We start from the raw sequence: 22,235 nt of genomic DNA on the forward strand, positions 1-22,235 counted from the left end.
GATAAACAGCGCGAGCATGCCCAAACTGAACGGTCTTTTGTCCCAGTATCACAATATTGTGTCCTGAAAAGCTGAGTGCAAGGCGCCCTCCGAGGGCTACCTTCAAGCCGACTACTGAAAATAGATGGAGGTAGAAAGTGGATGCACTCACTGCAATGCGCATTGGTCAATCCTGACCGCCGACCCCCTGCTCAAGAACGTTCTGCCGGGCAACAACATGACCCTGGCCATGTAGATGCACTCCCGTGCGGGCTTTGAAGAGACTATCGCTCGCCGTCCGGCTACACGCTTGATAACAACAATAAAATAAAGACTTCGAGGAGGCTGCATGGCCTTTCATCCAATCGTCGCCGACGATGACGACGCTGGTTGCGTCAGCGTTTCGCGCCAATATGCCTGGATCGTTTTTGCACTGACGTTCGGCCTGTTGATTTCCGATTACATGTCGCGTCAGGTGCTGAACGCGGTGTTCCCGTTGCTCAAGACCGAGTGGGCGTTGAGCGACGGACAGCTCGGCCTGCTCAGTGGCATCGTTGCCTTGATGGTGGGCCTGCTGACGTTTCCCCTGTCGTTGCTGGCCGACCGTTTCGGCCGGGTCAAGAGCCTGGCGCTGATGGCGTTGCTGTGGAGCGTGGCGACCCTGGGTTGCGCGCTGGCTCAGGACTACCAGCAGATGTTCATCGCGCGATTCATGGTCGGGGTCGGTGAGGCTGCCTACGGCAGCGTCGGTATCGCCGTGGTGATTTCGGTGTTCCCCAAACACATGCGGGCCACCCTGACCAGTGCCTTCATGGCCGGCGGATTGTTCGGCGCTGTCTTAGGGATGGCCCTGGGCGGCGCCATCGCGGCCAAGCTGGGCTGGCGCTGGTCGTTCGCCGGCATGTCGTTGTTTGGCCTGGTGCTGGCGATGCTCTATCCGCTGATCGTCAAGGAAGCGCGCATTGCGCCATCGCGTGTCGCTCCAGTGGCGAACAAGGCAACGGTGGCGGTCAAGCGTCCGCTGCGCACGCTGTGGTCCAGCCGTTCGGTGGTGTCGACCTACATCGGCAGCGGCTTGCAGTTGTTCGTCGGCGGTACGGTGATGGTGTGGATTCCCAGCTACCTCAATCGCTATTACGACATGCCTGCCGACAAGGCCGGTGGCATGGCGGCGGGCATCGTGTTGTGCAGCGGTGTGGGGATGATTGTGTGCGGCATGCTCAGCGATCGACTGTGTCGCAACTCGCCGGAGCGCAAGGTCAGCCTGGCCATCGGCTTCTGCCTGGGCAGTTGCCTGTTGCTGTCGACGGCCTTTGCCTTGCACGCAGGGCCGGTGCAACTGCTGCTGATCTGCCTGGGCATGTTGATTGCCACCGGCACTACAGGCCCCAGCGGCGCGATGGTTGCCAACCTGACCCATTACTCGGTGCACGGTACGGCGTTCGCCACGCTGACCCTGGCCAACAACCTGCTGGGGCTGGCGCCGGGGCCGTTCATCACCGGCCGGGTGTCGGACCTCATCGGTCTGCATGCCGCGTTTCAACTGGTGCCATTGATCAGCCTCGTCGCGGCGGCGGTGTTCTTTTATGCCAAGTGTCATTACCACAAAGACATTGCCCGCCTTCAGGGGCAGAGTGTTCCTGAGTCCATGAGCGAATTCGGGCTGGAGGTGAAACTGTGAGTCGTCGTTAACATCCCGACCTGTGCCACAAACACCGTTTTTTGCGGCGACTGTACCAGCAGTCGCCGTTTTTTTTGCCGTGTGTTCAGAATGACTTGGAGGCGGCAGCGTCCGAACCGGACTGTTTCTGCGCGCTGCGCCACACCGCCGGCGGCATGCCGAACTGGTTGATGAACCAGCGGGTAAAGGAACTCGCCATGGAGAAGCCGAACATGTCGGCAATGTGGCTCAGCGAGTGGTTCGGGTTTTCCATATAACGCAGTACCAGGGCGCGGCGCACATCGTTGATCAGGTCGCTGAAGGCACAGCCATGGTCCTTGAGGCGACGTTGCAGGGTGCGCACGTTCATCCCCTGGTGCTGGGCGATCTGCTCAATGGTGGCGCGGCCCATGGGCAACAGCAGGTAGATGGCCTTGCGCACTTCGAACAGCGTCGAGGTGGTCTCGGGGCTTTGCAGCGAGTCCAGGTAGCTCTGGGCATGACGGGCCATGGTCGGGTCGGCATCGGGGTTGATCATGTCGAGGCTGGCGACAGGGCAAACGATGCCATTGAACTCGCTGCCGAATTCCAGGTTGCAGCCGAATACGCGTCGATGCAGGTACAGGTTGTCCGGCGGCTGGTGCATGAAGTTGACGCTGTAAGGGCGCCAGTGCGAGCCGAGCAGGGCCGAGCACAGACCGAACGTCACGCCGATGGCCAGCTCCGTGGCCTGGCGACTGGGCATCGGCGACTCGGTGACCATTTCTTCACGGATGATCACCATCTTGCCGCACTCTTCAACGAAGATGGCCAGCGAGTCGTTCATCAGATGACGGTAGCGCACCATCACCTGCAGCGCTTCGCGCAGGGTGCGTTGATGGCTGAGCAGCAGGCTGACCACGCCGAAGTCCGATAGCTGGCGCGACTCGGCCATGCTCAGGCCGAAGGTCTGGCAACCGCTGGCGATGGCCGAATCTTCCAGCAGACGCACGGCGGCATCGATGGGAATGCGCGATTCCGGGTCTTGCAGCTGAGCCTTGTTCAGGCCTGCGACTGCCATGACGTCGAGCGGGTTGAATCCCAGGTCCTGGGTAACGTCCAGGTATTTGGTCAAAACGGCGGCGCGAACAAGCGTGGGCATGCGTAGGACTTCCCTCGGCCGATGGTGACGTGAAGATGTGTTGCGCGATCGGGTGCTGTTCTGATGACGTTTGCGCTGCTCCCGGGACGATCCCGGTGGGGGACTGCAAGTAGCGCGATCAGATCCAGGATCGTATTTTTTGCATCACCATCGAATGGGTTGCTGGGCCCGAATTCACGAACCGCTGGAGCCATCAAGGACCCAGGATCCTGGGCGGTCTACGTGTATCCGGTAGGTGTTGTGGCCCCCATCAACGGAGCAGGGGCCACTGACTCATAGTAGGTTGCACGAGCGCGGTGCAAGGAGCATTTCGGGACAGAATCTTCGCGTATTGGGACGCTTGCGCAAGGGTGGCGGGGTCATAAACGTCGGGGGTGCGAGGCTCAGGCAATGTGGCTGGCCAACAGGCTTGAGTCGGCCATTAACCTGCTTTCTTATTCAGGCGACAGGGGCCCGGATGCCGTCTTGCTCGCTCGGTAGGAGACGGCCCAAGCCGAGGGTGTCTTGCCAAAACGGCTGCGGAACCAGCGTGAAAAATCACCGGCAGAGGAAAAACCGAGGAGTTCGGCGACTTCATACAATCGGCGCTTGCTGTTGGCCAGATACTCTTCGGCGAGTTCGGCGCGTACGGCATTCATGATGGTCGTGACACTCTCTCCCTCGGCCGCCAGGTGTCGGTTGAGGGTGCGTCGGTGCATCCCGAGATGCTGGGCCACGCCATCGACGGAGCACAGTCCGCTTGGCAGCAGCATCTTGACGATCTGGCGTACCCGCTGCGCCGGTTCGTCGCGCAGGTTGGCCAACTGCATGTCCAGCGATCGTTTCACCTCGCGATGCAACGCGGGGTCGGCCGTGGGAATAGGCAGGTCCAGATCATGCCGACGGCATACGATGGCATTGAATTCCTGGGAAAACTCGATGTTGGTACCCAACACGCGGTGGTGTACTTCAAGGCTGGAAGGTCGCTCGTGAGTGAAACTGACCCTTACCGGCCGGAAGGCATGGCCGCTCAGGATGCTCAACGTGCGAAGCATAATACCGGTTGCCTGTTCAATCGCCTGGCGCCAGACGCCACGATGGCCCTGCATGTTTACACCCACATGCAGCAGGGTCAGGTCGCCTGCATCCTCGAGCCACATTTGTACACCGGCGTTATGCAAGCGCGTATAGCGAAAGCACGATTGCAGCGCTGCGCGAAGTGTTGGCTCTTCGCGGATGAGCAGCGCGAGCATGCCAAAGTTGGAGAGGTGCCGGGTTTCCGCAAGCAGCAGCCCGAAGGCCTCCTGGCCGGACAGGCGGGCTGACTCCTCCAGCAGCCAGCCTACCGAATCGCTGCTGATCATGATGTTGGGATCGTCGAGGACACTGGCCGGTAGCCGGGTCATGCGCAGCATGCGAAATGGATCGAGCCCCACTGAACGGGCAACCTGCTCAAAGTCGGTAAGGCTGGCGCTTCGCGTCAAGGTATACATGCTTGGCCTCGTGTCCCAGTTTCACCAGATTGTGTCCCGGGAAGCTTAGTGCAGGACAACCGCCCAAGGCTACCTTCACGCCGACAATGACAACAAAGATGGAGGTAGATAATGGACACGCGCACCGCTACAGGTATCGGCCAGCCGCTCGCGGCAAGGGCGCAGGTGGACGCCGACGACCCCGATGCATTCAACCACTGCTTTGCCGAACTCAACGGCATTCGCATGCATTACATCGACGAGGGACAAGGGCCTCTCGTTATCCTGCTGCACGGTTTTCCTTACCTTTGGTACATGTGGCGGCGCCAGATCGCGGTACTGGCCGAGGCCGGTTATCGAGTCGTGGTCCCTGATCAACGGGGGTTTGGCCAAACCGATCGACCCGATGCCATTGAAGCCTATGACATGAGTCAGGCCGTCGGCGACATGGTCGGCTTGATGGCGACGCTGGGCGAAACATCGGCTGTGATCATCGGGCACGACCTGGGCGCCTGGGTGGCCCAGGCGGCGGCCATGCTGCGGCCGGATCTGTTCCGTGGCCTGGTGATGCTCAATACGCCAGTGCCGCCGCGGGGCAAGGTCAAGCCGACCATAGGCTTGCAGGCAATGGCGAAGGGCAGGGTGTATCACCACCTGTATTTCCAGCAGCTCCACAAGCCGGACCGCGAGTTGGCCAGCGATCCGCGCAAGACCTTGCGCAGCGTCTTCTACTCGATCTCCGGCAGCGCTGTCGGGGCTGAACGCTGGCGCCTGTTCGTCGAACCTGGTGAACCCATTCTCAACGCGTTCACTGAGCCGAAGGGCGAGTTCCCGTCATGGCTGAGCCCACGGGCGCTCGACTACTACGTCACTGAATACACGCGCACAGGGTTTACCGGTGCCTTGAACTACTACCGCTGTCGTGACCGGAACTGGGAGATCACCGCGTTTCTCGACGGTGCGCTGGTACGCCAGCCGAGTATGTTCATTGGCGGTGCCGCCGACCCTTCGCTGGAACCGGACGAAATCCGCGCGCTCTACGAACGGCTCGACACTTATCTGCCCGGGCTGCAGAAGAAGGTCTTGCTACCCGGCGTGGGCCACAGCGCCGCGGAAGAAAGCGTCGATCAAGTCAATGAATTACTCCTGACCTTTCTCGAGCAACTGGAGCGCTAGAAACAAGTGCACTGTGCGTGGTCGCGATCACTCGCGGCCACGCACAGTGCTTACACTCGTTCAGCCGGCAGCCTTGACCAGCAGATGGTCACCGAACTGCTCGCGCAGACGGTTCTTCTGGATCTTGCCCGTAGCACCCAACGCAATCGTATCGACAAAGATCACATCATCCGGCGTCCACCACTTCGCGATCTTGCCTTCATAAAATGCGAGCAGTTCTTCTCGCGTCAGTGTCGCTTGCGGCTTCCTGACGACGATCAGCAATGGGCGTTCGTCCCACTTGGTGTGTCTGGCGGCAATGCAGGCCGCCTGGGAGACTGCCGGATGGCCCATCGCAATGGTTTCCAGCTCGATGGAGCCTATCCATTCGCCGCCCGACTTGATCACATCCTTGCTGCGATCGGTGATCTGCATGAAGCCATCGACGTCGATGGTCGCTACATCGCCGGTTGGGAACCACCCTTGGCCTGCGTGCTCGAGCAGCGGCGAACTGTTCGTTTCGTTCCTGAAATAATCGCGCACCACCCAGGGTCCACGCACCAACAGCTCACCCGAGGTTGCGCCGTCCCAGGGTAATTCCATGCCATCGGCGTCAACGATCTTCATGTCGACGCCAAACACCGCCCGGCCTTGCTTGGATTGCACGACATGACGCTCTGCCGGGGACATTTCGAGGTGCCTGGCCTTCAGGGCGCCGACGGTTCCGATAGGGCTCAGCTCCGTCATCCCCCAGACGTGCAATACCGCTACGCCGTAGGTTTGCTCAAAGGTGTGCAGCATGGACGGGGGGCAGGTCGCGCCACCAATGATGCTGCGTTTCATGCTGGAGAATTGCCGGCCGGTTTTTTCCAGATGACCAAGCAAGCCTTGCCACACGGTCGGGACACCCGCCGACAGTGTCACCTGCTCGGCTTCGAGCAGTTCGAACAGCGATGCTCCATCCAGGGCCGGTCCGGGAAATACAAGTTTTGCCCCGACCATGCACGCGATGTAGGGAAGTCCCCAGGCGTTGATATGAAACATCGGCACAACGGGCAGGATCACGTCGTGCGCCGAACAATTCAGGGCGTCGGGGAGCGCGGCGGCATAGGTGTGCAGCACCGACGAGCGATGACTGTACAAAACCCCTTTCGGGTTGCCCGTCGTGCCAGAGGTGTAGCAGAGCGTACTGGCGGCATCCTCGTCGAAAACCGGCCAGGCGTAGCCGGCGGATCCCTGTTGAAGGAGGTCTTCATAGCACAGCAAGTTGTCGATGCCGGCATCCTTGGGCATACGCGCCTGATCGGTCATGGCGATGAACGCCTTGACCCCATTGCAGCGCCCGGCGATGGCCTGGATCAGTGGCAGGAAGGTCAAGTCGAAGAAGATGTACTGGTCTTCGGCGTGATTGGCGATGTAGGCGACCTGGTCTTCATGCAGGCGAGGGTTGATGGTATGCACAATGGCACCCATGCCGGCAACGCCGTAGTACAACTCCAGGTGCCGATAGCCATTCCATGCCAGTGTACCGATTCGCTCGGAAGGCTTGACGCCCAGGCGGGTCAGCGCGCTGGCCAGCTGGCGCGCGCGGCGGTGGCAGTCACGGAAGGTGTAGCGATGGATATCGCCCTCCACCCGACGGGATACGATCTGCGTATCGCCGTGATGGCGGTCGGCATGTTCAATGAGTGAGGAAATCAAAAGCTGCTTTTGCATCATCAGGCCTTTCATGGCATCGCTCCGTTCGCTTGTCTGTGATCGGGGAGCGAGCAGGCGGCCAGGCCCGGGTCAGATGTCGCGTCAAGACCGCGACCCGACACAGCCTGTTTCCCTCCCCTGAATGATTGCCAACCGGCAACTGGCCCGGTCGCCCCTTGAACCAGAGGCGCCGGGTTTTCCCGTGAAATCCGGGTCAGTTGAATGCCGTCAGGTCCTTCGGCGCGATGTCATGTTGCTCGCAATAAGCCAGATAGCGTTGCAACCCGGTCTTCCAGTTCTCCAGCGCGACGATGTTGTCGTTGCCGTCCAGGAACGCGAGATCGCCATTAACCTGAACCAGTGTGAGCACATACCCGTCTGTGCTTGCCGTGCTGACGACTTCCGGCGTGTGAGTCGATCCGGCCGTCTCATAGACGATGCTGCCAGGGCCGGCGATCCAGTCATGCTCCTTGTATTTCCATTGGCCTTCGAACGTGTAGACCATCACCGTACCCGTGTGGTGATGCTTGGGCAGTTGCATGTCGATCGGCGACTTCATCATGACGATCCATTCACCACGGATGGGATCAAGCTTGAAGTACTTGAGCAGGATGTTTTCGGCATAGGGCGTAAAGGGAATCCACGGCAGCGATTCGCCATCGATGACGGCAGTGTCGATGTGTTCGTAGAGCATAGGTATCTCCATTGTTTTTGTTTGAGGTCGAGCATTTGTGAGCGGCCAGGGCTGCCCGACTGACTCGGATGGTCGGTCGGGTGCCCTAAATTCTCCCGGAGGGAACCCGTTTGGATTAGGCGAGCGGGGTGCCCGCAAGGGTTGCGCGCAGCATCTTTCTGGGTGCATTGCCGTAGTCCGCCACCGCGTAGTGCTGGACTTGCAGGTTGTCCCACATGGCAATCGTGTTGGTTCGCCACTTCAGGCGTACCTGGTACTCCGGAATGGCAGCCTGGGACATCAGGTAGTTCATCAGGTGATGAGCCTCTGGCATGAAGTCCTGGCCGTAGCGGATATCCTCGAAGTTGAAGAAGTTCGAGAAGTGGGTCGTGAACGCGGAGTTGACGAACAAGACCTTTTCGCCGGTCTCCGGATGGGTCAGCACCACCGGGTGTTCAACGGCGGGGTTCTTCGCGGCCATCCCATGACGCTCTTCGCGTGGCAACTGGGCGCCGAAAGTCTGCTCGGCGCCATGCTTTGCATACAGACCGTCGATTCGTTGCTTGATGGCCTGCGGCAGTTTTTCGTAAGCCATCACCATGTTGGAAAACAAGGTATCGCCGCCGGCCTCCGGCCCCATCTCGCAGCGCAAAACCGCACCGCGGGGCGGCGCCGGCTTGTAGGTGACATCGGCATGCCAGAGGTTTTCGCGGCTGGCCTTTTCGACATAGCTCTTGGGTTTACCCGGATCGAGATTGCGATACAGCATCAGCAGCTTGTCCGCCTCCGGATGGCTCGGTGCCAGGGGGTGGGCTTCCAGTTCGCCGAATTGCGCGGCGAAGTGCTGTTGCTCCAGGGGGGTGATGTCCTGGTCGCGGAAGAACAGCACTTTGTGCTTCAACCACAGTGCCCTGATTTCTGCGATCAGTTCGGGGTCCTGGGCCGCGTCGGCCAGGTTGACGTTGCTGAGCTCGGCACCGATGGCGGGGGAGCAAATCTGCACCTTGATCGAATGCTGGCGCACTGACGAGCGGATAATGGCGGGTGCCGAGGCGGGAAGAGGTGAAGGAGCGTCTTGGGGTGCGGCGACTGTTGTCATTGTTGTCTCCAATCCGTGCTTGTCCGGGTGCGCTGTGCACATCCGGTATAGGTAGCGGGTCCCTGCCAGTGGGGCAGGGATGCAGGTCCAATAGTAGGTGTCCAGGGCGCAATGTCATGGGCATGGCGGGACAGTTTCTTCGCATATTGGGACGCTGGAGAGGAGGAGAACGAACAACGTTGCTCGCGGGCTGCAGTACCCGGCCGGTCTGCATCTGACTGCGCAATTGGAGAGTCGCTTGCGCAATCGGGGAGGTTGGCGGGCAGTGCAATCGCTAGTTTAGGGTCCATCCAGCAACAAGACCTCGCTAAAGGAAGGCTTATGCAATACAGGCTTGCCATCGCCCACTGTGGGCCCTGCGCTTTTGAGTCGACTAAGGGAAACCTTTAGCCGGGTTGAAGATTTCCCCCCAGAGGATGCTGTTCATCTCGATATCGGCGCGGCGCCTGCTGACTTACCTTGGTTAGACAAGAGGCGTGTCGTCGTGGCGGACTGTTCCATTGAGCCCGCCTGGCGTTTTACCCCCATAACAACAATAGGCCTGACAATGCTCGAACCCATCGTTCTCTATATCCCTGATGCAATCCGCCTTCCTGCGCAAGAAGGCTCGGTGTTCGGCTGCCGGCATTTTTAATTTTCAGTTCGAATCTGCTCCTATAAATACAGTGCCCAGCACATACAAGTGTGGAGAAGTTAGATGTATCAGGTAAAACAATCTTGCCGTGGGCTCGGTATTGCCGGCGTATTGGGAATGATCTGTTCACCATTGGCAGTCTATGCCGATGTTGTCGATGACAGTCACTTGAAAGTGGATACGCGCAACTTCTACTTGCACCGTAACTACACCAATAACAACGCGCCGGTTTCTGAAGTGCATAGTTGGTCTCAGGGTTTCGATGCGCAGTTTACGTCCGGTTATACCGACACGGCCCTGGCCATCGGCCTTGATGTGGATGCGCAGTACGCCGTGCGCCTGGATTCGTCGGGCAACGACGGTTCGCTGCCCTACAGCGTCCGTGACCAGCAGACGGCCGATGACTACAGTCGCGCCGGTGCAACCTTCAAGATGCGCTACAGCAAGACCGAGCTGAAGGTGGGTGACCTTCGCCCACAATTGCCGGTGGCGTACGATGACACCAGCCGGCAACTGGATACGATCTATCAAGGGGCTGTGGTCGAGTCCAGGGAAGTCGACGGGTTGACGATGACCGGTGGCCGGTTCTGGTCTGCCGTGACGCGGGAATCTTCCAACCACGAGAAACTGTACAAGTTTGGCTCCACCGATAATCTCGACAGTGACGGCCTGGATTTCGGCGGCGCAACTTACGACATTACCAAGAACCTGCAAGCCAGTTATTTCTACGGCGTGTTGCACGATATTTATCAGCAACACTATTTCGGCCTGATGCATATGGCTGACCTGGGTAATGGCTACAAACTTAAAACCGACTTGCGCTACTTCAATAACAATGAAGATGGCAATGCCTTGAACGGTGAGATCGACAACCGTTCCTACGGTGGTTTGTTCACTTTGCTCAAAGGCGCGCACATGTTTGGCCTCAGTTACCAGCGCATGCTCGGTGACAGCGTGTTCCCGACGATGAACGGTTATATCCCGCAACCTTACCTGGTGCACTGGTCGTCCCTGGGATTTGTCCGCCCGGATGAAAAGTCCTGGGGCGCGCGCTACAGCTATGACTTTGCCGGGATGGGCATGCCGGGGCTCAAGCTCTACACCCGCTACATCAAGGGTACCAACTGGGACCGAGGCAACAACCTGAGCGACAACCAGGAAAGCGAACGCTTCCTGGGTCTCAGCTACGTGGTCCAGAGCGGAGCGCTGCAAGGCTTGGGGCTGGACCTGCGCAACATCGACGTGAAACAGAAGTACGGCTACGACTACAACGAATTCCGTGTCGCCACGACCTACACCTGGAAGTTCTGGTAAGCCCGGTCCATCCGGGGTTTGACCCCATAACAATAAGAGGCGTGACCATGTTCGAACCCTTTGTCCTTTGCATCTGCCCCGCAACTTCCCAGTCGGTGTGCTGTGCACCGTCACCCGGCGCGCTGCGCGCATGAGCGGATTCCAAGAGGAGCAAACACTAGTGAATATCCAGGTCGATAACGCGGTCCTGCAGCAGCAGAAGAAGAAAACCTACATTTACGAGTGGTACGTGGTCGGCTTGTGCATGATCGCCTACATCTTTTCATTTGTGGATCGGCAGATCCTGGCGCTGATGATCGAGCCGATCAAAGCCGACCTGCAGATCAGCGACACCCAGTTCAGCTTGCTGCACGGGCTGGCCTTTTCGTTGTTCTATGCGTTCATGGGCATGCCCATCGCCTATCTGGCCGATCGCTTCTCCCGGCCGAAGATCATCGCCGTCGGCGTGGTGTTCTGGAGCCTGGCGACGGCTGCCTGCGGCCTGAGCAAGAACTTCCTGCACATGTTCCTCGCCCGCATTGGCGTTGGCGTCGGCGAAGCGGCCCTGTCGCCCTCGGCCTATTCGATGTTCAGCGACATGTTCCCCAAGGAGAAACTCGGCCGCGCCGTGGGCATCTACTCGATCGGCTCGTTCGTCGGTGGTGGCCTGGCCTTCCTGGTGGGCGGCTATGTGATCGCGATGCTCAAGGACATGAACACCATTGAGGTCGCCGTTCTCGGCGCGATGAAGGCCTGGCAGCTGGCGTTCTTCATTGTCGGGCTGCCCGGCATCGTGGTCGGCCTGTTGATCTGGCTCACCGTGCGCGATCCGGCGCGCAAAGGCCTGCAGGTCGATGCGCAGGGTCGGGCGAAGAAGGTCGCGATGAGCGATGGCTTGCGCTTCCTTGGCCGCCACCGTGCCACTTTCACCTGCCATTACCTGGGCTTTTCGTTCTACGCCATGGCCCTGTTCTGCTTGATGAGCTGGAGCCCGGCGCTGTACATCCGCAAGTTTGGCCTGTCGCCGATGGAGGCCGGCTACATGCTCGGCACCGTGCTGTTGGTGGCCAACACCGCCGGGGTACTGTTCGGTGGATGGCTCACCGATTATCTGGCGAAGAAAGGTCATCAGGACGCTGCCATGCGCACTGGCGTCATCGGTGCCCTCGGCATGGCGGTGCCGGCCGTGCTGTTCTCGCAAGTCGATCAACTTTGGCTGTCGGTGACCCTGTTGGTGCCGGCGATGTTCTTCGCTTCGTTCCCGATGCCGGCGTCCACGGCAGCGATGCAGATCCTCGCGCCGAACCAGGTACGTGCGCAGGTATCGGCGGTGTTCCTGCTGATCAGCAACCTGCTGGGGTTGGGCCTGGGCACCACGCTGGTGGCGCTGTTGACCGACCGCTACTTCGGATCGCCTGCGGCAGTCGGCTCGTCGATGTCGCTGGTGATCGCCGGCGCCTCGGCATTGACCGTACTTCTACTGTGGCGTGGTTGCCGTCATTTCCGCGAAAGCTATGCCCGTGAGCACCCGACCCGGGCCTGATTGGTCATAGTCCACGATCGGCGCCCCGGCCTCGCTCCTGTTAAAGGGAGCGGGGCCGAGGTGCTCCAGGTCAGGAGAACCCTTGATGTTGAATGACGTACACCTGCTTGAACGGCACAGCCTGCTCAGCTCGGCCGATTACCGCGAGATCAAGGACAAGGTCAGCCAATACCTGTGCCCCCACAGCTTCAACGTGCTGTGTGACGAGCCGATCCACACCCGGCTCAACGGCGTATTCTTCGGCGATTCGGCACTGCTCGACCTGCGCTATGGCGCGCCGGTGGAGATCACCATCGGCGACATTGCCGATCAGTACCTGTTTCGCATCACCTTGCAGGGGCATTGCGAAGTGGCCCACGGGCGGCGCAGCGCGGCGATGCAGTCGGGCTACCTGAGCGTTTCCTCGCCGTTCGCGCAAAGCCGCATCGTCACCGATGGCGAGTGCCGCAACCTGATCCTGCGCGTCGACCGTGATGCCCTGGAGACGCAACTGCAACGCCTGCTTGGCCGCAGCCTGCGACAGTCGGTGATCTTTGATGTCAGCGTCGACCACCTGGGCGTCGGGGTCGTCAGCCTCTATCACACCCTGGACTACATTTGCCGGCTGTACGGCAGCGGCGTTGACGGTTCGCGCCTGGCCAGCGGCCTGTCCGAATACCTGATGCAGTTGCTGCTCACTCAGCTGCCGCACAACTACTCGGCGGATCTGTTGATCGACTCGCGCGCGCCGCTGCCGCACCACGTGAAAAAGGCCCGTGACTACATCGAGGAACACCTCGACGAACCGATCAGCCTGACGACCCTGAGCGAACTGTGTGGCGTCTCGGTGCGCACCTTGCAGAACGGCTTCAACCAGTTCCTCCAGCAGGCGCCGGTCGAATACATCCGCGACCGGCGCCTGGCGGTGATCCACGAATCGCTCAAACAGGGCAGGGCCGGCGAGACCGTCACCGATATCCTGTTGCGCCATGGCATCAACAGCTTCGGGCATTTTTCCAGCGCCTATCGGCAGCGCTATGGTTGCCTGCCGTCGGACACCCTGCGGCGGCAGAAGCATTGAGACTCCTGCGCAATCCGTCATTCGGCTGCGCAATCGGATGAGTCCGTGGCGGTGCGGCTCGATAGGATCGAGTCTCTGACAAAAGGAGTATCTGCATGAATATTACTGTGCTGGGTGGTGGTCACGGCTGTTACGCCGCTGCTGTCGAAATGGCTGAAAAGGGCCACCAGACCCGCCTCTGGCGTCGAGACGGCGCCGCGCTCAAGGAACTGCTGGCCATCGGCAGCCTGACCATCAAGGACTACAAGGGCACTCGCAAATTGTCCGTCGGCCAGCAGGGCGACAAGCTCTCGTTCAGCGACGACCTGGCCGAAGCCCTGGCCGACGCACAATTGGTGATCATCCCGCTGCCGTCGACCTCCCACGAAGACCTGGCCAAACATGTTGCGCCGCACCTGCACGACGGTCAGGTGGTGTTCCTGCCGCCGGGCACCTTCGGCAGCTTCGTGTTCGCCAAGGCCATGGCCGATGCGGGCAACCGCAGCAAGGTCGCCTTCGCAGAAACCGGTACGCTGCCGTACCTGGTACGCAAACACGGCGCCAGCGACCTGGTGATCAGCGGCTATGCCACCCGCCTGCCGACCGGGGTATTGCCCAGCAACCTGTCCGAGCATGCTTTCGCGGTGCTGCGTGAAGCCTACCCGAGCGTCGAGCCGATTGAAGACGCCCTGAGCGGTGCGTTGATGAACGCAGGTCCCATCATCCACCCGCCGCTGATCATGATGAACGCAGGTCCACTGGAGCATTTCGAGGCCTGGGACATTCACAACGAAGGCACCCAACCGTCAATTCGCCGCGTGACCAACCAGCTCGATGCCGAGCGCATGGCCGTGCGCGAAGCACTGACCTACGGCGCGCCGCATTTCCCGCTGGCCGACCACTACAACACCACCGAAGGTGACGAGTGGATGTACGGTCGCGGTGCCCATGGCAAGCTGACCGACAGCGGCGACTGGCGCGAAGACATCGACCTGCAGAAGCATCGCTACATGCTCGAAGACACCCGCCTGGGCCTGTCCTTCCTGGTGTCCGTCGGTCGCTGGGCCGGTGTGCCGACTCCGGTTGCGCAAGGCCTGCTGAGCATTGCCTCGGTCGTCGCTGCGCGTGATCTCTACGCCGAAGGCCGCACCCTGGAAAACCTCGGTCTGGCCACGCTGAGTCGGGCGCAGATGACCGAGCTGCTGACCAAGGGCTACAACTGATGAACGCCGCGCTGCCCCAAGTCAGCGTGGTCGGTGCCGGGCGGATGGGCGAGGGCATTGCCCTGGCATTCATCCATGCGGGCCTGCCGGTGACCCTGATCGATATCAAGGATCGCGCCGAGGATGAGCGGCACGGCTATTTCGAGCGTGTGCGCAACAACATCCACAACGAATTGCAGATGCTGGTACGCCTTGGTGTGCTCGAAGGGCATCAGGCGGACATCGCGCTAGCCCGGTTGACGCTGCAATCCAGATCCCAAGCCGCAGAGGTTTTGCGCCAGTGCGACCTGGTGTTCGAAGCGGTGCCGGAAGTCATCGCAGTCAAGCAGGAGACCTTCGCCTGGGTCAGCGAGCATGTCCCGGCCTCGACCATCATCGCCTCGACCACTTCGACTTTCCTGGTCACCGAACTGAGCGAAATGGTCAGTGAGCCCCAGCGCTTCGTGAACGCGCACTGGCTAAATCCCGCGTACCTGATGCCGTTGGTGGAAGTCAGCCGCAGTGATGCGACCTGCCCGCAGGTGGTCCAGAGGCTGCTGCAACTGCTCAAGCGCATCGGCAAGGTGCCCGTGGTGTGCAACCCGGTGGCTGGCTACATCGTGCCGCGCATCCAGGCATTGGTCATGAACGAAGCGGCACGGATGGTGGAAGAGGGCGTGGCCAGTGCAGAGGATATCGACACGGCGGTACGCGTCGGCTTTGGTTTACGTTTCTCGGTGCTGGGCTTGCTTGAGTTCATCGACTGGGGCGGCGGCGACATCCTCTACTACGCCTCGCGCTACCTGAGTGGTGCGCTGTCACCGCGCTTCGAATCGCCGCAGGTCATCGCCGACAACATGCAAAACGGCCGCAATGGCTTGCGCGATGGCCAGGGTTTCTACGACTACCGCGACATGGACGTAGACGCCTACAAGCAGCAGCGCCTTGGCGACTTTGTTCGCAAGCTGGAGTTGTCGGGGCTGACGCCTGCGTTCGATGGCGCCTTGAAACAGGCCTGAGCATCAGGGCCTGGAGGCCGGGCCCTGACACGCTTCACGCTACGATTTCCCGGTCCTACAGGCAGTACTGGCTGGTGGGCAGCACGTCGATCTTGTCGAAATCGATGAAGTGGCTGCAACTGTCCATCATCGCCGCCAGGTTGCGCTGGAATTTCGCGTCGTCGCCCGCCGCATCGAAAAAGGCCATGGGATCGGTCATGGCCGCTGGCGGAAAACATTCCTCGACGATGGCGTCGATCCGTGGGGCGCCGTGGGTCAGTGCCGACACCACCAGGTTTTGCACGTACTGGAAGTTGGCTTGCGTGTCCACGGCCACGGCCGTGTGATGGTTGCGCCAGATGTCCAGCCAGGCCTCGGGGGTCAGCCGTGGAGGGCGGGTCAGCAGGGCCAGTTGGGCAAATCCGTGGGTACGCTCACCGGGCGTTGCCGGGAACCGGGTATTGGCGATGGCGACCGACTCGCAGACCAGGTAGGCGGCCATGCGCGCGGTTGCCGCGCTGATCAATTGGTCGAACGGGCGACGGGCCGGGCCGTTGGCACTGTCCAGCCACAGCGACAGGCTGCCATCGGGCAACGGTCGGTTGTTTTCCTGGCGCAGGCCGCTGGCCGGCTGGACATCGGCATCGGCCAGGTTCAATTGCACACCTCGGGCACCGAGTGCCTGCAATTGCCCGGCGACCTCGCTGCGCAGGCGATGGGCGAAGGTATCAGGACTGACTTGGGTATCACGCCACAGCAGATAGATGACTTTTTCCATAGCTATCAAGCTCCTCGTTGCGGTTGATGGATGGGGTCGCGGTCGTGCTGTCTGGCCCATCCGGATGACCGAAAATCCCTGGCGTCATAGTCAATCAAGGTCAGCCCCGGGTAATACCTCAAACAGACTATTGACTCACAATATGAGGGCAATGGCGGCGCCGCTCGACGCCGGGCAGCCATGGAAAACAGCAGCTAAGCTCTCTTGCGCCGGGGTGGCAGTGCAAGCGTTGCCCCGGGAGGTCCATTTCCGGCAAGGGAGCCACCCGCCATGAGCGCCGAACAGAGTCATTACAGCCCGCCGACCCTGCTGGTAGTCGATGACACCCCCGACAACCTGATGCTGATGACGGATCTGCTCAAGGATCGCTACCGGGTCAAGGCCGCCAATAGCGGTGAAAAGGCTTTGCGCGTACTGCAGGGCGACACCCTCCCGGACCTGATCCTGCTGGACGTGATGATGCCCGGGTTGTCCGGCCATGAAGTGGCCCGGCAGCTCAAGCGCGACCCGCGTACCCGCGACATTCCGATCATCTTCCTGACGGCCATGGCCGGCACCGAAGACGAGATCCATGGCCTGGAACTGGGGGCCGTCGACTACATCACCAAACCGATCAGGCCGGCGCTGGTCCTGGCGCGGGTGGATACCCAGCTCAAGCTCAAGGCGGCGGCAGACTTCCTGCGCGATCACAACGACTATCTGGAGAAGGAAGTGGCGCGCCGGACCCGAGAGGTGATTGCGATCCAGGATGTGGCCATCCAGGCCATGGCTTCACTGGCCGAGACTCGCGATAACGAAACCGGCAACCATATCCGGCGGACCCAGCATTACATCAAGGTGCTGGCGGAGCATCTACGCGGTCATTCGCGCTTCAGTCACTTTCTCACCGAGGCCACCATCGCGTTATTGTTCAAGTCGGCGCCGCTGCATGACATCGGCAAGATCGGCATCCCCGACCATATCCTCCTCAAGCCGGGACGCTATACCGAGGAAGAATTCGAGATCATGAAGACCCATACAACGCTGGGGCGTGACGCCATCCAGCATGCCGAGGATCAGCTCGGCATTCGCGCCGAATTCCTCAGCCTGGCCAAGGAGATTGCCTACAGTCACCAGGAAAAATGGGACGGCAGTGGCTATCCGCAAGGGCTGGCGGGTGACGACATCCCTATCAGCGCCCGGTTGATGGCGGTGGCGGACGTCTATGACGCGTTGATCAGCCGTCGGGTCTATAAAGCGGGGATGCCCCACGAGCAGGCCGTCGAGATTATTCGTCAGGGGCGCGGCACGCACTTCGACCCCGATATCTGCGATGCCTTCCTGGATTGCCTCGAACAGTTCCAGACCATTGCCGAGCGCTTCGCCGATACCGACCAGGACATGGCCGTCCAGCGGGCGGCCATGGAGCGTCTCGGCCAGACTCCGTGAACCGGCAACTGTGCCTTTGTCAGTAATTTCATCAGGTCCACGAGGATAGTCATGGCTGGTTTGCGTACCCTGCTTGAGCGCCTCGCGCTGCTTCACAAACTGATCCTGGGTTTTTCAGCGCTGCTGCTGTTGGTGCTGGTGCTCGGCGTGCAAAGCCTGCGCACCCAGCAATCGCTGAAGCAGGACATGCAGAACCTCTATCTGCAGGAACTGGTCGGCATGGAGCACTTGCAGGAAGCACGTGTGCAATTGCCCCATATGCTGCAAGCGCTGCAACGCGCGGTGGGCACCGACAGCGCACAGATTCGTGTCGAATCCCTGCAGCAACTGCAGGAAATCCGCGAAGGCCTGCAGCAGGCCGTGGCCCGCGCCAAAGTGACCTTAAAGCGTGCGGAGAATCTGGCGCGTCTCTCCGAGTTCGATCTGTTGCTGCAACAGTTGCAGCGTCTTGGCGACCAGGCCTTTGTATTGATCGACCAGGGCCAGCAGAACAAGGCGTTGGTGCTGCTCAATAGCAGTGAATTCCAGCAACTTGCCCAGCAGGCCGACGGCCTGTTGTATGCGATCGCCCAGGTCAAGGAAGCCTCGATTCGCGACACGGCCAAGGACATTGCCGAGTTTGCCGAACACAGCACCATGCTGACCTACGTCCTGTTGTTCGGCGGCTTGTCGCTGGCATTGCTGTTGTCCTGGGTCGTCAGCCAGTCGATTCGCAATCCGCTCAACCGGGTGCGGGTGGCGGTAGACCAATTGGCCGCCGGGCAGCTCGATCAACCGATTCCCCACACCGACCTTAACAACGAAACCGGCGATCTGGCGCGGGCCATCGCCAAATTGCAGACCGAGTCCCAACAACTTGAGCGTCAGCGCTGGATCAAGGCCCATACCGCTCAATTGCAGGTCGATCTGCAGCAGGCGGAAACCCCGGCCGAACTGGCGCAGGTGTTCCTGCAATGCATGGCCGGCCTGCACGGAATCTGCCAGGGGGTGCTGTACAGCGCGCAGGAGGATTCCGGCACGCTGCTGTTGATGGGGCGTTATGCCACCGATTCCGAGCGGCCACCCGAGGCGCAAGTCATGTTCGGTGATGGCCTGCTGGGGCAGTGCGCGGTGGATCGAGTGCCGCGTCAGTTTCAGTCGATGCCGGAGCAATACTGGCGTTTGCGCTCGCCCCTTGGCGAGGTCCCGGCCCGTTGCCTGCTACTGCAACCCATTGTCCGTGGCGATCGGTTGCTGGGGGTGCTCGAACTGGCCGGGCTGGAACCCTTGGGCGAGCGTGAACTATTGCTGCTGCAGGAAGCCACCCCACGTTTGGCCGCGGCCATGGCGATTCTGGAGCGTAATCAGGCGGTCAAGACCCTGTTGGCGGAGACCCGGCGCCAGGCCAATGAAATGGCCGAACAGGCACTGCAACTTGAGCAGCAGGCCCAGGCACTGGAAAGCCAGCAATCGGCGTTGCGCGCCACCGAGGCCTGGTATCGCGGGATTATCGAAGCGGCGCCGGACGGCATGTTGGTGGTGGATGCCGAAGGACAGATCCTGCGCACCAACCGCCAACTGGACCAGCTGTTCGGCTATAGCGCCGGCGAGTTGATTGGCGAAACCATCGATCGCCTGGTGCCGTTGGCCAGCAGAGGGCGCCACGAGGCGCTGCGCAAGGGCTTCATGGCCCACGGTACCACTCGCCAAATGGGGGCCAACCTGGACGATCTGCAAGGCGTGCGCAAAGACGGCAGTCTGTTCTCGGCGGAGATCAGCCTGTCGCGCTTGCCGAGCCTGGAAGGGGGCGGCGTCTGCGTGTGCGCGTCGGTGCGCGACGTGAGTGAACGGCGTCATCTGCAGGCGGCACTCAAGGCCAACGAGGCACAGTTGCGCGCGGTACTCGACAGCAGCCCGGTGGCCATGGTGATCAGGGACGTCGATGGTCGTCCGACCTACTGCAATCCGCAGTTCGACAGTTTGTTCGGGACTCGCCTGGCTGAACTCGAAGGTGCGGATCCGGCGCAGTTCTGGGTCGACCCGCAGGCACACCAGCGCTTTCTCGAAGCGGCAGCGCAAGGTGCCGTGCTGAATTTCGAGACCACCCTGCAGCGCGCCGGCGGCGAGCGCTTCGACGTACTGGTTTCGGCCGTCACGATGACGCTGGGGGAGCGGGGCATGGGGGCCAATTGGTACTTTGACATCACCGACCGCAAGACCGCCGAGGCCGAGGTGCAGCGCGCACGGGAGGCCGCCGAAGAGGCGACCCGGGCCAAGAGCAACTTCCTGGCCACCATGAGCCACGAGATCCGTACACCGATGAATGCCATCATCGGCATGAGCTACCTGGCATTGCGCACCGAGCTCAACCACCGCCAGCGCAACTACATCGAAAAAGTCCATCGCTCGGCGGAATACCTGTTGGTGATCATCAACGACATCCTCGACTTCTCCAGGATCGAGGCCGGCAAGATGCACCTGGAGCAGATTCCCTTCCACCTTGAGGCCGTGCTCGACGGCTTTGCCAGCATGATCGGCCTCAAAGCCGAGGACAAAGGCCTGGAGCTGCTGTTCAACACCGATGCCGAGCTGCCGACCGCCTTGATCGGCGATCCGCTGCGCCTTGGCCAGGTGCTGATCAACCTGGGCAACAATGCGACGAAGTTCACCGAGCAGGGCGAGATCGTGCTCGGCGTAGAGCAGCGGGGCTCGGCGGGAGAGCAGGCGCTGTTGCATTTCTGGGTACGTGACACCGGCATCGGTATGAACGCCGAACAATGCTCGCGCCTGTTTCAACCCTTCAGCCAGGCCGATAGCACCACCACCCGCAAGTACGGAGGCACAGGGTTGGGCCTGGCCATCTCCCGCCATCTGGTGGAATTGATGGGCGGGCGCATTTGGGTAGAGAGCGAGCCGGGCCTGGGTTCCACTTTCCATTTCGAGGTGAGCCTGGGGGTGCAGCGCGACAGCCATTTGCGGCGCATGGTGACCGCCGACGAATTGCTCGGCAGCCGTGTGCTGGTGGTCGATGACAACGCCAGCGCGCGCGAGATCCTCTCCAGCATGGCCCGCAGTTTTGGCGTGGAGGTGGATGTCGCGCAAAGTGGCCGGGCCGCACTGGCCATGCTGGTGGACGCCGAAGCGAAGGTGTTGCCCTATGATCTGGTGCTGATGGATTGGCGCATGCCTGGCATGGACGGCGTGGAAACGGTGCGCCAGATGCAGGCCGCCAAACTGGTGCAAACGCCAGCGGTGATCATGGTCACGGCGTTCGGGCGCGAGGAGGCCCGCGAAGAGGCTAGTCGACAGGGTATTCAATTGCCGGTGGTACTGACCAAACCGGTGACGCCGTCTACGTTGCTTGAGGCGCTGGGCAGGGTGCTCGGCAAGACTCCCCAGGCCGATACCCGGGCCAGTGAGCGATTGGGCCAGAGCACCGGCGCCATGGCCAGCCTGCATGGCGCGCGACTGCTGTTGGTCGAAGACAATGAGCTGAACCGCGAGCTGGCCTGTGAACTGCTGGAGGGTGCCGGGATCGAATTGCGCCTGGCCGTTCACGGCGCAGAAGCGCTCGACCAACTGGAGCGCGACGCAGACTTCGACGGTGTGCTGATGGACTGCCAGATGCCGGTGATGGACGGTTATACCGCGACCCGCAAGATACGTGAGCAGCCGCGCTGGGCGAATCTGCCGGTGATCGCCATGACTGCCGACGCCATGGCGGGGGACCGTGAGCGGGCGCTGGCCTGCGGCATGAACGACCACATCTCCAAACCCTTGAACGTCGACGACATGTTCGCCACGCTGGCCAGATGGATACATCCGCGAGCTGACCGTGGCACGATCCCGGCCGACGTTTCGCCGGTCACCACGGAGTCGGCGGCGAGCCTGCCAGCCAGCCTTCCCGGCATTGATTTGAAAGCGGGCCTGGGCACCTGCATGGGCAAGGTCGAGCTCTATCTGCGCCTGCTGCGCAAGTTTCGCGCCAGCCACCAGGCTTTTTGCGCCGAGTTCCTGGCTGCCCGAGGCCACGGCGATCCTTCGGCGACGGTCAGGCTGGCCCATACCCTGCGCGGGACGGCGGGCAATATTGGTGCCGTTGAAGTGGCGAATGCCGCCGCCGCACTGGAACTGGCCTGCCTGAACGATGGGGCGAGCGATGGGGCGGAGCAGGACCTGGCTGACCGGCTGGTGGAAGTCGAGCGTTGCCTGACAACCGTATTGGAAGGCTTATCGGTGCTCGGCGAGCCTACAACGTCAGCAGGCTCATCAAGCGCGCCAGCGGGTAGCGAATGGCATGCACAATTGGCCCACGTCCGGTCTCTGCTGGCCGAGAGCGACACCCAGGCGCTGACGGCCTTGCTCAAACTGCAGGGGCTGGCTTCAGACCCGATGATGACCGAGCAGTTGCTTCGGGTTGTGCGGCAAGCGGAGCGCTTCGATTTCGATCAGGCGCTGGAGCTGCTGGAAAACCTCTCCTGAGGA

At 61.1% G+C, this 22,235-nt stretch carries 15 protein-coding genes; 9 read left to right on the plus strand and 6 right to left on the minus strand.

All coding sequences use genetic code 11. The features are described from left to right. The first annotated feature begins 328 nt into the window (after positions 1 to 328). Positions 329 to 1,660, plus strand: coding sequence for an MFS transporter (locus tag ACM6G4_RS06000; RefSeq protein WP_414913257.1), 1,332 nt, complete (start codon positions 329 to 331; stop codon positions 1,658 to 1,660). Positions 1,661 to 1,745: 85 nt separating this feature from the next. Here the strand turns inward: ACM6G4_RS06000 and ACM6G4_RS06005 are convergent, their stop codons facing one another. Together ACM6G4_RS06005 and ACM6G4_RS06010 are read right to left on the minus strand one after the other, a co-directional pair. Then, positions 1,746 to 2,780: an AraC family transcriptional regulator gene (locus ACM6G4_RS06005; RefSeq protein ID WP_056722808.1), complete on the minus strand. Its 1,035-nt coding sequence runs from the start codon at positions 2,778 to 2,780 to the stop codon at positions 1,746 to 1,748. Positions 2,781 to 3,214: 434 nt separating this feature from the next. Beyond that, positions 3,215 to 4,252, minus strand: coding sequence for an AraC family transcriptional regulator (locus ACM6G4_RS06010; RefSeq protein WP_056722806.1), 1,038 nt, complete (start codon positions 4,250 to 4,252; stop codon positions 3,215 to 3,217). Between the two features lie 111 nt (positions 4,253 to 4,363). Between ACM6G4_RS06010 and ACM6G4_RS06015 the strand changes: the two genes are divergently transcribed. Further along, positions 4,364 to 5,407, plus strand: coding sequence for an alpha/beta fold hydrolase (locus ACM6G4_RS06015; RefSeq protein WP_414913258.1), 1,044 nt, complete (start codon positions 4,364 to 4,366; stop codon positions 5,405 to 5,407). A 60-nt stretch (positions 5,408 to 5,467) separates the two neighbouring features. Here ACM6G4_RS06015 and ACM6G4_RS06020 read toward each other — a convergent pair whose 3' ends face one another. The 3 genes from ACM6G4_RS06020 to ACM6G4_RS06030 all read right to left on the minus strand — a co-directional run bounded on the left by ACM6G4_RS06020 (position 5,468) and on the right by ACM6G4_RS06030 (position 8,766). After that, positions 5,468 to 7,117: a 3-(methylthio)propionyl-CoA ligase gene (locus ACM6G4_RS06020; protein ID WP_414913259.1), complete on the minus strand. Its 1,650-nt coding sequence runs from the start codon at positions 7,115 to 7,117 to the stop codon at positions 5,468 to 5,470. 181 nt (positions 7,118 to 7,298) lie between these two features. Continuing rightward, complete coding sequence (locus ACM6G4_RS06025; protein WP_414913260.1) at positions 7,299 to 7,778, minus strand: 2,4'-dihydroxyacetophenone dioxygenase family protein; 480 nt, start codon at positions 7,776 to 7,778, stop codon at positions 7,299 to 7,301. Positions 7,779 to 7,893: 115 nt separating this feature from the next. After that, positions 7,894 to 8,766, minus strand: a complete 873-nt coding sequence (locus tag ACM6G4_RS06030) for a TauD/TfdA dioxygenase family protein (RefSeq protein ID WP_201783877.1) — start codon at positions 8,764 to 8,766, stop codon at positions 7,894 to 7,896. A 787-nt stretch (positions 8,767 to 9,553) separates the two neighbouring features. Between ACM6G4_RS06030 and ACM6G4_RS06035 the strand changes: the two genes are divergently transcribed. From ACM6G4_RS06035 to ACM6G4_RS06055, 5 genes are all read left to right on the plus strand, one after another. Next, a complete protein-coding gene (locus ACM6G4_RS06035; protein WP_056722799.1) occupies positions 9,554 to 10,804 on the plus strand; it encodes an OprD family outer membrane porin in 1,251 nt (416 codons plus the stop codon). Between the two features lie 160 nt (positions 10,805 to 10,964). Beyond that, positions 10,965 to 12,326, plus strand: coding sequence for a spinster family MFS transporter (locus tag ACM6G4_RS06040; protein ID WP_056722797.1), 1,362 nt, complete (start codon positions 10,965 to 10,967; stop codon positions 12,324 to 12,326). An 85-nt stretch (positions 12,327 to 12,411) separates the two neighbouring features. After that, positions 12,412 to 13,386, plus strand: coding sequence for an AraC family transcriptional regulator (locus ACM6G4_RS06045; protein WP_223541627.1), 975 nt, complete (start codon positions 12,412 to 12,414; stop codon positions 13,384 to 13,386). 95 nt (positions 13,387 to 13,481) lie between these two features. Next, positions 13,482 to 14,588: an NAD/NADP octopine/nopaline dehydrogenase family protein gene (locus ACM6G4_RS06050; RefSeq protein ID WP_414913261.1), complete on the plus strand. Its 1,107-nt coding sequence runs from the start codon at positions 13,482 to 13,484 to the stop codon at positions 14,586 to 14,588. Continuing rightward, on the plus strand, positions 14,588 to 15,586 hold the full coding sequence (locus ACM6G4_RS06055) for a 3-hydroxybutyryl-CoA dehydrogenase (protein WP_414913262.1): 999 nt from the start codon (positions 14,588 to 14,590) through the stop codon (positions 15,584 to 15,586). The genes ACM6G4_RS06050 and ACM6G4_RS06055 overlap by 1 nt, the downstream gene beginning before the upstream one ends. A gap of 55 nt (positions 15,587 to 15,641) precedes the next feature. Here ACM6G4_RS06055 and ACM6G4_RS06060 read toward each other — a convergent pair whose 3' ends face one another. Further along, complete coding sequence (locus tag ACM6G4_RS06060; protein ID WP_414913263.1) at positions 15,642 to 16,343, minus strand: EthD domain-containing protein; 702 nt, start codon at positions 16,341 to 16,343, stop codon at positions 15,642 to 15,644. A gap of 270 nt (positions 16,344 to 16,613) precedes the next feature. Here ACM6G4_RS06060 and ACM6G4_RS06065 point away from each other — a divergent pair, with 270 nt between their 5' ends. Next, positions 16,614 to 17,771, plus strand: a complete 1,158-nt coding sequence (locus ACM6G4_RS06065; RefSeq protein ID WP_414913264.1) for an HD-GYP domain-containing protein — start codon at positions 16,614 to 16,616, stop codon at positions 17,769 to 17,771. A 51-nt stretch (positions 17,772 to 17,822) separates the two neighbouring features. Next, positions 17,823 to 22,232 (plus strand): response regulator, encoded by a 4,410-nt coding sequence (locus ACM6G4_RS06070; RefSeq protein ID WP_414913265.1) that lies wholly within the window; start codon positions 17,823 to 17,825, stop codon positions 22,230 to 22,232. The last annotated feature ends 3 nt before the right edge of the window (positions 22,233 to 22,235 follow it).

The organism is Pseudomonas sp. IT-P258, from assembly GCF_949767825.1.
In the GTDB taxonomy this organism is placed as follows: Bacteria; Pseudomonadota; Gammaproteobacteria; order Pseudomonadales; family Pseudomonadaceae; genus Aquipseudomonas; species Aquipseudomonas monachiensis.

Excerpts from the sequence above, each read along its gene's own strand:
- ACM6G4_RS06060 (WP_414913263.1), bottom strand. The coding sequence starts at position 16,343 with ATGGAAAAAGTCATCTATCTGCTGTGGCGTGATACCCAAGTCAGTCCT.
- ACM6G4_RS06015 (WP_414913258.1), top strand. The coding sequence starts at position 4,364 with ATGGACACGCGCACCGCTACAGGTATCGGCCAGCCGCTCGCGGCAAGG.
- ACM6G4_RS06035 (WP_056722799.1), top strand. The coding sequence starts at position 9,554 with ATGTATCAGGTAAAACAATCTTGCCGTGGGCTCGGTATTGCCGGCGTA.
- ACM6G4_RS06070 (WP_414913265.1), top strand. The coding sequence starts at position 17,823 with ATGGCTGGTTTGCGTACCCTGCTTGAGCGCCTCGCGCTGCTTCACAAA.
- ACM6G4_RS06020 (WP_414913259.1), bottom strand. The coding sequence starts at position 7,117 with ATGAAAGGCCTGATGATGCAAAAGCAGCTTTTGATTTCCTCACTCATT.
- ACM6G4_RS06050 (WP_414913261.1), top strand. The coding sequence starts at position 13,482 with ATGAATATTACTGTGCTGGGTGGTGGTCACGGCTGTTACGCCGCTGCT.
- ACM6G4_RS06000 (WP_414913257.1), top strand. The coding sequence starts at position 329 with ATGGCCTTTCATCCAATCGTCGCCGACGATGACGACGCTGGTTGCGTC.
- ACM6G4_RS06010 (WP_056722806.1), bottom strand. The coding sequence starts at position 4,252 with ATGTATACCTTGACGCGAAGCGCCAGCCTTACCGACTTTGAGCAGGTT.
- ACM6G4_RS06065 (WP_414913264.1), top strand. The coding sequence starts at position 16,614 with ATGAGCGCCGAACAGAGTCATTACAGCCCGCCGACCCTGCTGGTAGTC.
- ACM6G4_RS06055 (WP_414913262.1), top strand. The coding sequence starts at position 14,588 with ATGAACGCCGCGCTGCCCCAAGTCAGCGTGGTCGGTGCCGGGCGGATG.
- ACM6G4_RS06025 (WP_414913260.1), bottom strand. The coding sequence starts at position 7,778 with ATGCTCTACGAACACATCGACACTGCCGTCATCGATGGCGAATCGCTG.
- ACM6G4_RS06045 (WP_223541627.1), top strand. The coding sequence starts at position 12,412 with ATGTTGAATGACGTACACCTGCTTGAACGGCACAGCCTGCTCAGCTCG.
- ACM6G4_RS06005 (WP_056722808.1), bottom strand. The coding sequence starts at position 2,780 with ATGCCCACGCTTGTTCGCGCCGCCGTTTTGACCAAATACCTGGACGTT.